The sequence below is a fragment of the Rhizobium sp. Leaf453 genome (genome assembly GCF_001425605.1).
Taxonomy (GTDB): domain Bacteria; phylum Pseudomonadota; class Alphaproteobacteria; order Rhizobiales; family Rhizobiaceae; genus Pararhizobium.
This window is the reverse complement of the sequence record NZ_LMRG01000028.1, coordinates 24,718-38,084: the sequence shown is the minus strand read 5'-3', so window position 1 is coordinate 38,084 and position 13,367 is coordinate 24,718. Positions and strand designations below refer to the sequence as shown.

Annotated in this window: 8 protein-coding genes; 7 read left to right on the top strand and 1 reads right to left on the bottom strand. The window is 59.7% G+C overall.

Features of this window, described 5'->3' with window-relative positions; translation table 11 throughout:
- Window positions 1-23 precede the first annotated feature (23 nt).
- The 7 genes from ASG68_RS25105 to ASG68_RS31635 all read left to right on the top strand — a co-directional run bounded on the left by ASG68_RS25105 (window position 24) and on the right by ASG68_RS31635 (window position 12,789).
- Window positions 24-353: a DUF6074 family protein gene (locus ASG68_RS25105; protein WP_244484326.1), complete on the top strand. Its 330-nt coding sequence runs from the start codon at window positions 24-26 to the stop codon at window positions 351-353.
- 646 nt (window positions 354-999) lie between these two features.
- Window positions 1,000-2,127 carry a calcium-binding protein gene (locus ASG68_RS32825; protein WP_062584085.1) on the top strand — a complete coding sequence of 376 codons (1,128 nt, stop codon included), beginning with the start codon at window positions 1,000-1,002 and terminating at the stop codon, window positions 2,125-2,127.
- 96 nt (window positions 2,128-2,223) lie between these two features.
- Window positions 2,224-3,042: an Ig-like domain-containing protein gene (locus ASG68_RS25095; protein WP_062610241.1), complete on the top strand. Its 819-nt coding sequence runs from the start codon at window positions 2,224-2,226 to the stop codon at window positions 3,040-3,042.
- Window positions 3,039-4,637, top strand: coding sequence for an Ig-like domain-containing protein (locus ASG68_RS25090; protein WP_062610239.1), 1,599 nt, complete (start codon window positions 3,039-3,041; stop codon window positions 4,635-4,637). Before ASG68_RS25095 ends, ASG68_RS25090 begins: the two co-directional genes overlap by 4 nt.
- Window positions 4,574-8,437, top strand: coding sequence for a cadherin domain-containing protein (locus ASG68_RS32820; RefSeq protein WP_413814047.1), 3,864 nt, complete (start codon window positions 4,574-4,576; stop codon window positions 8,435-8,437). The genes ASG68_RS25090 and ASG68_RS32820 overlap by 64 nt, the downstream gene beginning before the upstream one ends.
- Before the next feature lie 14 nt (window positions 8,438-8,451).
- The gene (locus ASG68_RS25080; RefSeq protein WP_082478615.1) at window positions 8,452-10,548 is read left to right on the top strand and encodes a TonB-dependent hemoglobin/transferrin/lactoferrin family receptor; all 2,097 of its coding nucleotides are present in this window, start codon (window positions 8,452-8,454) and stop codon (window positions 10,546-10,548) included.
- Between the two features lie 117 nt (window positions 10,549-10,665).
- Window positions 10,666-12,789: a M10 family metallopeptidase C-terminal domain-containing protein gene (locus ASG68_RS31635; protein WP_062584082.1), complete on the top strand. Its 2,124-nt coding sequence runs from the start codon at window positions 10,666-10,668 to the stop codon at window positions 12,787-12,789.
- Between the two features lie 115 nt (window positions 12,790-12,904).
- Here the strand turns inward: ASG68_RS31635 and ASG68_RS25070 are convergent, their stop codons facing one another.
- On the bottom strand, window positions 12,905-13,342 hold the full coding sequence (locus ASG68_RS25070; RefSeq protein ID WP_062584081.1) for an RpiB/LacA/LacB family sugar-phosphate isomerase: 438 nt from the start codon (window positions 13,340-13,342) through the stop codon (window positions 12,905-12,907).
- Window positions 13,343-13,367: the final 25 nt, after the last annotated feature.

Below are 13,367 nucleotides of genomic sequence, written 5' to 3'. Positions count from 1 at the left end.
CTTTGTAAATCAGAATCGGTAACATGGAGAACCGCCTGATGAGTGCTGCGTTGAGGGATGTGCGTTTTTCGAAAACGAACGAGCGGGTTGTTCCGTTTCCCCTGGCCGGGCAGGTGAATACCATTCGGCGCTGCGCTGCAGAACTCGAAAACATTCACGGCGAGGCCGCGCTTCAATACTGGAAGACCGAATGCCGGGCGTTGGCCGAAAAGTTGCGGGCGTTGGGAACTGAGGAAGAGGCGATCCGCCAGCAGGTGATGGCCTTCCAGACCGAAGTTCAGGTCGAAATGATGCGTCGCTATTCCGACCGCTTGGCGGCGGAAGCGCAGGACGGCTATCGCCTCACCCCGTGACCGGGTTCCCGTCGAACCGGCACGCAAGTCAGCGCAACGATCGCGGTTCGCCTCCACACGTCTCGTATCATTACGGTCTGAAAATGCACCCTTTCGGGGCAGGTCGATAATTTTTCGACCAAACAACACGGATATACTTGACTCTAAAAATCATGATATCTAAACGTTTCCTCCAGGTAACGAAATCCTAAGGATACCGCGCTGGGCACGGGCTTAGGCTTTTTTACCCGGATTGGTGCGTCTGGAACATCAGGCGCTGCGATCCCGCAAAACTAGGCATGCTCGGCTGATCCCGTTTCGTTTTGAAGCCCGACCAGTGCGAGCAAACCCAAACCATCGTCACTGATATTTCGGCCCGTGGGCAGCCTGCACACGGTACGGCGGAGCTTTGTGCTTCGTGCCGGTTTGGGGGAAGCCATGAACACCATCACCAAGGATATGCGCGCCGATTTCTGGTGTCGCTCGGGCCTGTTCACGAGGACAGGTTTCCGTTCGACACCGGCTGAAGGCGCCCGGCCGGCCATTCACCAACCTTCCCGAGGCATGGAGATGCTCCATGCAGAAACAGGAAAGACGATGACTATGGCAACGCGACCAGTATCCCGCCGCGCATTCGCGCTCCCCGCAACAGCAGGGAGAGCATGACATGGCTGTGACCATTACCGTCGGCACAAGCGCCGGCCTCAACTATGACGACTATCTCAGTACGTCAGCCACCTCCTTCCTCAACGGCCATGTTGCGAGCCCTGCCTATGGCGAGTTCTACGGCACGGCGCATTCCGTCTTCGGCGGTACGCAGCATCTCGTTTCCGGCTCGGCCGTGGATGGAACAGCGACTTCGACCGAGAAGGGCGTGCTCGCGACCGGCGATTTCGACTATAATTTCAATGGTCACACGCTGGATGGCACGCTGAACAAGGTCCAGTTCGGTCACGGCCCGAAGCTCAATACGGCAGGTTTGCTCGGCGTCGACAGCTATGTGACGCTCGACAGCGGCACGGACCTGACGATCGACGGTCTCAACCTGACGACGACCGGGGCAGGGGCCAACACCACGCACTCGATCCTCTATGGCTTCATCAGCGATACTGCCGTGCCGTTGACGACCTATCTGGCGTCGCTGACCTCTGGTGTCGAATTCTACGGCAATACCGGCAACGACACCTTCACCGGCTATGGCTATAACGACAAGATCGACGGTGGGGCAGGGGCCGACACGCTGAATGGTGCCGGCGGTGACGACATCGTCAACGGTGGGCTCGGCAACGATACGCTGGATGGCGGTTCGGGTACGGATACACTCGATTATGCGTCGGCAACATCGTTCGTGACGGTCAATCTGGCCAGCGGGACGGCGAGTGGCGGTCTCGGCAGCGACACCTTCATCAACTTTGAAAATGTTATCGGTTCGGCAAACAACGACACGCTGATTGGTGGATCCACCGTCAATCAACTGACCGGTGGTGCGGGCAACGACACGTTCCAGTTCGCCGGAACCAATGCCAACGGCGATGCGATCCTGGATTTTAACGGTGTCACCCTCAGTGGCGGCGACGCCGATGTCATCAATCTGCGGCCGATCGCCAATCTCACTGCCTGGGGCGGGACGACGGCCGGAGCGAATGCCGTCTGGTACGCGACTGGTGCGACGGACACCGTCGTTTCCGGTGATACGTCGGGCGACGGTGTCGCCGATTTCAGCTTCACCCTTGCCGGTTACACCGGCGGCCTGACCGGAGGCACCTCCGGCGCAGGCTTCGACATCCTTGTCTAATCAAATATCGGGGCCGGCGCTCAGCGCCGGTCCTAACCTATTGCTTGTAAACATTGTTTCGCCTTCGACAAGGCGGATTTTCTAAGGACCCCGACCATGGCCTCTGGCGATACGACAATCACTTTTTCCAATCTGACGATTGATGAGAACTCACCCCAGGGCACGGTCATTGGTACCATCACTTACGACGATCCAGATGGCGGCGATACGATCTATGTCGATGGCACGATCAATGGCGTGCATGCGTCCCAGTATCTGGAATTGGTCAATAATTTCGATGGTACCGCCACCTTGATCGTTGGCGCGACGCCGCTCGATTACGAGACGCTGGTCTCGCAGGAACTGCAGATCTATTTCCAGGATTACGAAGGCAATGACGAGTATATCCCGTTCACGCTGATCGTGAATGACGTGAACGAGGGTGGTTCGACGGCTCCTGTCGCCACGGATGATACTGCCTCGACGGTAAAAGACCTCTCGAAAGCGATCAGCGTGCTCTCGAACGACACGGATGCAGATGGCGCGCTGGATCTCGCCTCCATCACCATCGTCGATGCTCCGCTGCACGGCACGGTGACGGTCAATGCAACGACCGGGGTGATCACTTACAAGCCGACCTCCGGCTATGTCGGTGCTGACACATTCACCTATACGGTGAAGGACGATGCGGGCAACGTCTCGAACGTCGGGACCGTGACGCTCGACGTCACTGGCGCGCATATCCTGACCTCCGGCGATGACGTGTTCTCGGGGGACTCGCTCGGCCTGACAGCGAATGGCATCGAGGTTCATGGCGGCGACGGATCCGACTACATCGTCACCAGCAACCAGGCGGCCAAGGCTGATACGATCTACGGCGGTGCCGGCAATGACGTGATCTTCACCGGATCTACGGCGGTGCCGGCAATGACGTGATCTCGTTCGTCGTTCGCTTCACGGATGTCGGGACCACCACCATCACCGACAATGACGGCACTCTGTTCCACGGAACGTTCCGCCCGGCTTCGTACCCGTCGTCCTGGACGCCTGCTCCGGGTGCGACGAGTGGCTTTGCCATTGCAGGTGAGGCCACCATCGTCAGCGAGGGTGTCTGGAGCCTGACACTGACCGACAACACCAACGCAACCCGCACCCTGACCCTGACGCTGAACGGTAGCGACCTGACGATCACGGAATCCGGCAAGCCGCAGACGGTCGTCATCAAGGACTATGTCAACGGCACATTCGGACTGACACTGGAAGTGGAAGTCGATGGTACGCCTGTCGCCACTGACGACACTGTCTCGACGGTGAAGGATCTGACGAAGACGATCAATGTTCTGGCGAACGACACGGATGCCGACGGCACACTGGATGTGACTTCAGTGACAATCGTTGACTCGCCGCTGCACGGCACGGTGACGGTCAATGCGACGAGCGGCGTGATCACCTACAAGCCGACCTCGGGTTATGTGGGCAGTGACACGTTCACCTATACGATCAAGGACAATGAAGGGAACGTCTCGAACGTCGCGACCGTGACGCTCGATGTAACGGGTGCGCATATCCTGACGTCCGGCGACGACGTGTTCTCGGGTGACTCGCTCGGCCTGACAGAGAATGGCATCGAGGTGCATGGTGGCGATGGCGCAGACTATATCGTCACCAGCAACCAGGCCGCCAAGGCCGACACGATCTACGGGGGCGCCGGCAACGACGTGATCTTCACCGGCGGCGGCGACGACTACGTTGAAGGCGGTGATGGCAATGATGTCATCCACTTCGTCGTTCGCTTCACGGATGTCGGGACCACCACCATCACCGACAATGACGGCACTCTGTTCCACGGAACGTTCCGCCCGGCTTCGTACCCGTCGTCGTGGACGCCGGCGCCTGGCGCGACCAGTGGCTTTGCGATCGCCGGCACGGCGACTGAAGTCAGCGAAGGCGTCTGGAGCCTGGTGCTCACCGATAACACCAATGCGAACCGCACGCTCACGCTGAGCTGGTCTGGCGCAGACCTCACCATCACGGAATCCGGCAAGCCGCAGACCGTCGTCATCAAGGACTACGTCAACGGCACCTTCGGCATCACGCTCGCCGGTGAACTGTTTGCCGGCGACGACACTGTCTCGACGGTGAAGGACCTGACGAAGACGATCAACGTTCTGGCGAACGATACGGATGACAGCGCGCTGGATCCGACCTCGGTGACGATCATCGACAGCCCGCTGCATGGCACGGTAACGGTCAATGCAACGACCGGCGTCATCACCTACAAGCCGACCTCCGGTTATGTCGGTGCCGATACCTTCACCTATACTGTCAAGGATGACGCGGGCAATGTCTCGAACGTCGCCACGGTGACACTCGATGTTGCCGGTGCGCATATCCTGACGTCCGGCGACGACGTGTTCTCGGGCGACTCGCTCGGTCTCACCGCCAACGGGGCGACGGATCCGACTACATCGTCACCAGCAACCAGGCGGCCAAGGCTGATACGATCTACGGCGGTGCCGGCAATGACGTGATCTTCACCGGCGGCGGTGACGACTATGTCGAAGGCGGTGCAGGCGACGACGTCATTCACGCTCGCGCAGGCAACGATACTGTCATCGGCGGTGATGGCAACGACACCTATGTCGTTCGTTTCACGGACTCGGGAACGACGACGATCACCGACAATGACGGTGCGCTGTTCCATGGCACGTTCCGCCCGGCGAGCTATCCGTCGTCCTGGACACCGACTCCGGGCGCGACCAGTGGCTTTGCCATCGCCGGCGAAGCAACCATCGTCAGCGAAGGCGTCTGGAGCCTGACACTGACCGACAACACCAACGCAACCCGCACCCTGACCCTGACGCTGAACGGTAGCGACCTGACGATCACGGAATCCGGCAAGCCACAGACCCTCGTCATCAAGGACTACGTCAACGGCACGTTCGGCATCACGCTGGCGGCAGAAAACCACGCACCGACGAACCTTGCGCTCTCCAACGACAATGTCGATGAAAACAGTGCTGTCGGAACCGTTGTCGGCACCCTCTCGGCCACCGATCCGGAAGGCGGCGCGGTCACCTATGCCCTTTCGGCTCCCAGCGATTATTTCGAAATTGTCGGCAACGAAATCCGGGTCAGGGGTTCGCTTGATTATGAAGCGATCGCTTCGCACAATCTGACCGTCATCGCCTCGGATGCGGACGGCAAGACGACGCAGCAGACGTTCGAAATCGGTGTCAATGATGTCGATGAAGCGCCGACCGAACCATCGAAGGGCATGATCACCATCGATGTTTCGGGCCAGGGCTCTGCGGGCGTCGATTTCGAAGCCTATATTCGTGGTGGTTTCATTTCCGACACGGTCGGCGGCGGTTTCCCGTCCTTCGACAACAGTGGCGCCTTCTCCGGCGAGGAAATGTTCATCGGCTACGGCGATACCGCAGCGTCGAAATATGTGCTCGCCCACGGCAATCTCACCTACAGCTTCGACACACACACGATTGTTGGCGAGATCAACACGATCGAGTTCGGCACGCGCGGTACGGGCAGCTTCGACGCCAACGGCTATTACACCGGAGGCAACACGGCGCTGAGGATCACCGGCCTGACCTTTGCCAACGGAACCCCGACCAATCCGACTGAAGAGGCATCGATCGAGGCCAACGGTCTCGTGCATCTGTTCGGCATTGCCCACATGTACGGTAATTCCTCCGACCCGGCGACGGCGGCGAAAGTAGCGGCAGCACTCGACAAGATCGCCGACGGGCTCGATGCCTACGCCCAGCACTTCATCGGCTCGGCTGGTGCCGACGTGTATGTCGGTACCCAGTATGCCGACGAAATCGAGGGTGGAGCCGGAAACGACATGCTGTCCGGCGGCGGTGGTGACGACATCATCACCGGTGGTGCGGGCAATGACATCATTGCCGGTGGCTTCGGTTCCGACACGGCAGCCTATGGCGAACTGAAGTCGAACTACACCATTACCGACAATGGCGATGGAACCTTCACGGTTCTCGACGGTGTTGCCGGTACCAGCGACACGCTCTCGGGCGTCGAGTTCCTGCGGTTCAAGGACAAGATCGTCGATCTCTCCGACGGCTCGGAAACCCCGGTCGGCGAACCGCCTGAAAACATCCAGCTTTCGGCGACCAGCGTCGCTGAAAACGCGACAGTCGGGACAGTGATCGGGACGCTTTCGGCGGTCGACCCGGATGGTGGCGCGGTGAGCTTCGCGCTTACGGGTGCCGTCAGCGACAAGTTCGAGATTGTCGGCAACGAACTGCGCCTGAAGGCCGGCATCGACTTCGAAACCGCCCATTCGCACGACATCACCGTCCGCGTCACGGATGCCTTCGGCAGCACGACGGATAAGACCTTCACGATTAACGTGACGGATATCGACGAAACACCGGTCAACCTGGCACTCAACAAGACCTCGGTCGCTGAAAGCGCTGCGGTCGGCACGGTCATAGGCACCTTGTCCGCAACCGATCCGGAAGGCTGCGCGCTGACCTACAGCCTCGGCTCCAATCCGGACGGCAAGTTCGAGATCGTCGGCACGGAACTGCGCCTTAAGGCCGGACTGGACTATGAGACGGTGAAGAACCACCCGATCACGGTCCTGGTGAAGGATGCGGCCGGCAACACGACGTCGAAGGACTTCACGGTCAAGGTTACGAATGTCGATGAGGCGCCCATCTCGGTTGCCCTGTCGAAGTCGACGGTTGCCGAGGGTTCCAAACTCGGTACGACAATCGGTACGCTGTCGGCGGTCGACCCGGAAGGCGGTGAGGTGGTTTACAGCCTGTCGTCCAATCCGGACGGTTTGTTCGTGATCGTCGACAACAAGCTGCAGGTTGCCAAGCCGATCAATTTCGAGGCGGCGGCGAGCCATACGATCACCATCGAAGCGATTGATGTCGGCGGCAATGTCACGGAGAAAACCTTCACGATCGGCGTGACCGACGTCAACGAGGCTCCTGGTTCGGTCGCCTTGTCGAAGTCCACCATTGCCGAGAATTCGGCGGTCGGCACAACGATCGGCACGCTGTCGGCTGTCGATCCGGAAGGCAAGGCCCTGACCTACACGCTGACCGACAATGCTGGCGGATTGTTCAAGCTGAACGGCAATGTCTTGCAACTGGCCAAGGCTGTCGATTATGAAACACTGAAGTCGGATACGATCACCGTCGAAGTCACGGATGTTGGCGGCCTGAAGGTCACCAAGACGTTCACGATCGGTATTACCGACGTCAACGAGGCGCCCGGTTCGGTCGCGCTGTCTAAGGCGACGGTTGCGGAGAGATCCAAGCTCGGCACGACGGTCGGTACGCTCTCCGCCGTCGATCCAGAAGGCAAGGCGCTGACCTACGCGCTGACCGACGACGCCGGTGGCCTGTTCAAGCTCGACGGCAACAAGCTGGTGACGGCGAACGCGATCGACTACGAAACGGTCAAGTCCGATACGATCACCGTCGAAGTCTCGGATGGTGTCACCAAGACCACCAAGACCTTCACCATCGGTATCACCGACGTCAACGAAGCGCCCGGCTCGGTTGCTCTTTCGAATTCGACGGTTGCCGAGAGATCCAAGCTCGGCACGACGGTCGGCACGCTGTCGGCGATCGATCCCGAAGGCAAGGCACTGACCTACAAGCTCACTGACGACGCCGGCGGCCTGTTCAAACTTGATGGTAACAAGGTGCAGGTGGCCAAGCCCATCGACTACGAAAGTGTCCAGAAGGACACGATCACGGTCGAGGTGAAGGATGCGGGTGGCCTGACGGTAACCAAGACCTTCACCATCGGTATGACTGACGTGTTGGAAACCGTTACCGGTACGTCGGCATCGGAAACCCTGAGAGGGGACATCGGTGCGGACAAGATCGTCGCCGGTGCCGGCAACGATACCCTGATCGGCTACGCCGGCAACGATCTTCTGTATGGCGATGCGGGCAATGACACGCTGTATGGTGGGCTCGGTGCCGACGATCTGACGGGCGGCGCGGGCCAGGATACGTTCCAGTTCAAGTCGGTCCGTGACTCGACGGTCGCGACCGCCGGACGGGACACGATTTTCGACTTCTCGCTCTCCGACGGTGACCGGATCGATGTGTCGACAATTGACGCAAACAGCGCGCTCGCAGGCAATCAGGCCTTCTCGTTCATCGGATCGGCCGCGTTCAACGGCAAGGCTGGCGAACTGCGCTACCAGAAGACATCGTCCGACACCTATGTCTACGGCGATGTTGATGGTGACGGGAAGACGGACTTCGCCATCCATCTCGATGATGCCGTTACTCTGACGAAGGGATACTTCGTCCTGTGATACGGAAAAGTCCAATGACCCGTGTAAAAGGGGGCGGCCCGAAAGGCCGCCCCGAACTGCGTTCTAAGACCGGCGCATTTCAGCTCCGGTTTTCGCTGCTGGCGACGGTTTCCATTGCCGCCATGATCATCGCATGCATTCCGGGACCGGCTGCCCATCCGGCGTTCGCGCAGGATGCGGAAGCGACCGAGCCTACCGCTGTGGACACGTCCGGTGACGCGACGGTTCTGGAAAAGCTGGTTGCGACGGCAACCAGGCTCGGCGAGGCAGTCTATGACACTCTGTCCGGTTCCAGCGCGGTGACGCGCGAGGAACTCGACGTGGTGATGCCGGGCGCACCGGTCTCCCAGATCATGACGCTTGTTCCCGGCGTCACGACGCAGACGTCCGCCGACGATCCCGGCACGGCGATCAACATGCGCGGTCTGCAGGATTTCGGCCGCGTCAATGTCATGGTGGATGGCGCCCGCCAGAACTTCCAGAAAAACGGCCACGAAGCCAATGGCACGTTCTATCTCGACACCAACATGCTGAAGGCTGTCGAGGTGACGCGCGGTCCGAGTTCGGTCGTTTATGGCAGTGGCGCGATCGGCGGCGTGGTCAATTTCACCACGATCGATGCCGACGATGTGCTGATGGACGGCGCAGATCAGGGCGGGCGTCTCAAGCTCGGTCTCGATACCAATGGTTTCGGGCCGACCGTGCACGGCGAAGCGGCGATGCGCTTCGAGGATGCCGCCGATTTCGTCATTGCCGGCACATGGTTCCAGCCGGACGACTACAAGTCGGGCGACGGCGAGAAGATCGAATCGGCTCAGGACCTGCGGTCAGGTCTCGCCAAGGCCCGTATCCGTCCAACCGATGACCAGGAAATCAGCCTGTCTGCGACGCGCTACTTCAACACGTTCGACTATGGTTCCAGCAGCATCCGCGAAGCCGATGTTACGGTCGATACCTATACGGCCGGCTACCGCTACACGCCGGATTCGGATTTCTGGGATCTGAGCGCGAAGGTCTACTACACCAGCACCCTGTCCGATCAGTCTGCGAGCGGTGTTATCGGCGATTCCGCTCAGTCCTTCGATGTCGGTACGGCGGGGTTCGATATCTTCAACACCTCGACCTTCGATACAGGCCGGCTGACGCATGAACTGACTTACGGCGCAGACGTTTTCCGCGACAAGGTGACGACAGTCGATCCGGCCGGCAGCAGCGACGACCTGACGCCGTCGGGCACGCGCGTCGCCTATGGCACCTATATCCAGGACAGGATCTCGTTCGACGACTGGCTCGAAGTCCTCGCTGCGCTGCGCTACGACGGCTACAGCCTGAAAGACGACGACGCGATCGGCACGGACGGCCAGCGCCTGTCGCCCAAGCTGACGGTGGGTGTCACCCCTTGGGAACAGGTGACGTTCTACGGCACCTATGCGGAAGGCTATCGCGCGCCCGCCATTACCGAAACGCTGATCGACGGCTTTCATCCGCCACCGGTCATGGGACGCTTCTTTCCCAACCCGGACCTGAAGCCGGAGGTGGCGCACACGATCGAAGCCGGCGTGAACCTTCGCTTTGACGACGTCATAACCTCCGACCAATTACGGGTGAAGGTGGGCGTCTTCCAGAACGATGTCGATGATTACATCGACCAGGTCTTCCAGATGTTCCCGATCCCGGGCGGATATCAATACCAGAACATCGCCAAGGCGCGGATCAAGGGTGTCGAGTTCGAGGCCAACTACGACGCCGGAACCATCTTCGCCGGTCTTTCCGGGCAGGTCCTGGACGGTGAAAACCTGACGACCGGCGGTCCGCTGCAGAAAGTGCCTCCGTTCCGGGTCGTCACGACGCTCGGTTTTCGCGCGCTCGACGAGCGCCTGACAGCCGGCACGCGGGTGACTGTCGTCGGCGAGAAGGATGACGACCTTGCCACCGGCTTCGTCGGCGAGGCGTACCAGTTGGTCGACATCTTCGCCAATTTCGAGGTGAACGACACCATATCAGCCAATCTGCAGCTGAACAACATTCTCGACCGCGAATACACACAATATCTGAATGCCGATCCAAGCCCGGGCTTTAACGCCAAGGCATCGCTGACGATCAAATTTTGAGCCTGACCCATCCGCGGATGCGGATGGTTTGCGATCACGGCCGGCGGCATTCGTCGGCGGCCCTGCCAGCAAAGCGGAAACGGCCGAGCCATCCGCCCAACGACAAGGACTGACGAGATGACCATTACCATCACTCTCACCGCCGAGATCGGTTCCGCAACAGGGGTCGATTTCAACACGGAATTCACGAGCTATTTTTCCGGACTGGTGCCAACGGGCTGGCCGTACATTCTGGGCGGCGACAGCCAGTTCGACGGCGATGAGATCGTGCTCCTCGACAAGATCATCGAAGGACAGGAGAGCGACACCAAGGCGATCATCCTTGATGGCTCGGATTTCAATTATTACTTCAACGACCATACACTGAGTGGGACGCTGACGACGGTGCGCCTGTCGACGCTCGGCGACAGTTACAACAGTTCGAACGGCTCTTTCGATCAGGACGAGAACGACCACATCATCAATGTGACGACGCCGATCGAGATCAGCGGTCTCAACATCAGCAATCCGTATGGAACGAAGGGCGACCTGCACGATGTAATCTATGCCCTGATGGGCGGAGCCCATGATGAGGGCGGATTTTCGAATCCGTCGCCTCTGGAGGGTTTCCTCTGGGCAGAAGCACACAACATCGTCGGATCGACCGGCGCCGATAGATATAGCGGCACACAGTTTGGTGACACTATTCGCGGCAATGGCGGCAATGACGTGTTCGACGGCAAGGGTGGAACGGACACGGCTGTCTTTTCCGGAACCAAGGCGAGCTATACGCTGACCAAGAACAGCGATGGGAGCATCACTGTTCAAGACAACCGGGCGGGCAAGGACGGCAAGGATACCCTGACAAACATCGAAATCGCCAAGTTCTCGGACGGCACGGTCGATCTGACGACACTCACCACCGAGGACAAGGCGCCGACATCGCTGGCGCTTTCGAAAGCCTCCATCGCCGAAAACTCGGCTGTCGAAACGACGATCGGCACGCTTTCGGCTGTCGATCCGGAAGGCAAGACGCTGACCTACAAGCTGACGGATACGGCCGGCGGCCTGTTCAAGCTGTCCGGCAACAAGCTGCAACTGGCCAAGGCGGTGAACTACGAGGCGTTGAAATCCGATACAATCACCGTCGAGGTCTCCGATCCGGCCGGCAACACGACGACGAAGACGTTCACGATCGGTATCACCGATGTCAACGAGGCACCCGTTTCGGTGGCGCTGTCGAAGGCGACGGTTACCGAGAGATCCAACCTCGGCACGGTGATCGGCACGCTGTCGGCCGTCGATCCGGAAGGAAAGGCCTTGACCTACGCGCTGACAGACAATGCCGGCGGCCTGTTCAAATTGTCGGGCAACACGCTGCAGGTTGCCAAGGCGATCAACTACGAAACCGTTCAGAGCGATACGATTACAGTCGAAGTGAAGGATTCGGGTGGGCTGACGGTCACCAAGACGTTCACGATCAGCGTGACCGACGTGCTCGAGACGATCACCGGCACGACGGCGGCGGAAACTCTGAAGGGCGATATCGGCGCTGACAAGATACTCGGCGGTGACGGCAACGATGTGCTCTACGGATACGGCGCAAATGACCAGTTGTTCGGAGAGGCTGGCAACGACACGCTGAACGGGGGTGCCGGTGCCGACAAGCTGGATGGTGGCGCCGGCACGGACACAGTCTCCTATTCCGGAGCAACTGCCGGCGTAACGGCAAGCTTGTTCAACTCGGCGGTCAACACCGGCTATGCCCTGGGAGATACCTATGTCTCGATCGAGCGCCTGACCGGATCGAGCCACGCTGACAAACTGTACGGCAATGCAGCGGCGAACCGGCTCACCGGCGGTTCTGGAGATGATATTCTCTCGGGTGATGCCGGCAACGATACGCTTGACGGTGGCCTGGGTGCCGATGACCTGACGGGCGGCTCCGGGGCGGATACCTTCCTTTTCAAGCTGATGGGGGACAGCACTGTCGCCAGCCGCGACACGATCTTCGATTTTTCCGCCGCGGACGGCGACAGGATTGATCTTTCCGCCATCGATGCCAATTCCGCCGTGGCTGGAGATCAGGCGTTTACCTATCTCGGCACGGCAGGTTTTACCGGTACCGCCGGTGAATTGCGATATATCAAACAGGCCTCGGATACGTATATCTACGGTGATACGAACGGCGACAAGAAAGTCGACTTCGCTATCCATCTCGACGACGCGGTGACCCTGTCGAAGGGGTATTTCGTCCTGTAGGCGAGGATCGCCCATCGGCCTGCTTGAAACGAAAACGCCCGGCATTTTCGCCGGGCGTCGTTCTGCAGGACATGAGGGAGGATCTACATATTCTGCGGAAGGGATGCTCAGATATTCACTTGCCGGCGTCGAGACGGTCGATGGCCTGGACGTTGCCTGCGGAGGAACCGTTCGGGTCGAATTCGGATTCCAGCCACTTGTCGACGATGGCCTTTGCCAATTCCGGGCCGATAACACGGGCGCCCATGGTGATGATCTGGGCGTTGTTGGACTTCGCCGCGCGTTCGGCCGAATAAGTGTCGTGCGTCAGGGCGGCACGGATGCCCGGCACCTTGTTGGCGGAGATGGAAACGCCGATGCCGGTGCCGCAGATCAGGATACCGCGATCGTTTTCTCCGCGGACGATCGTTTCTGCAAGGCCCTTGGACAGGTCAGCATAGAAGCCGGACTGGCTGAGGTTCTTGACCTCAAGGCCGCTCTTGGTGGCCAGATGTGCTTCGATGATGTCGAGAAGCGGCTTGCCTGCGCTGTCGGCGCCGATGGCGATTTTCATGGCTGTATCCTTCCTGTGTTGGGTG

Bases quoted from the DNA above. Each gene is read 5' to 3' on its own strand.
- ASG68_RS25105 (WP_244484326.1), top strand. From the start codon at position 24: ATGGAGAACCGCCTGATGAGTGCTGCGTTGAGGGATGTGCGTTTTTCG.
- ASG68_RS32825 (WP_062584085.1), top strand. From the start codon at position 1,000: ATGGCTGTGACCATTACCGTCGGCACAAGCGCCGGCCTCAACTATGAC.
- ASG68_RS25095 (WP_062610241.1), top strand. From the start codon at position 2,224: ATGGCCTCTGGCGATACGACAATCACTTTTTCCAATCTGACGATTGAT.
- ASG68_RS25080 (WP_082478615.1), top strand. From the start codon at position 8,452: ATGACCCGTGTAAAAGGGGGCGGCCCGAAAGGCCGCCCCGAACTGCGT.
- ASG68_RS31635 (WP_062584082.1), top strand. From the start codon at position 10,666: ATGACCATTACCATCACTCTCACCGCCGAGATCGGTTCCGCAACAGGG.
- ASG68_RS25070 (WP_062584081.1), bottom strand. From the start codon at position 13,342: ATGAAAATCGCCATCGGCGCCGACAGCGCAGGCAAGCCGCTTCTCGAC.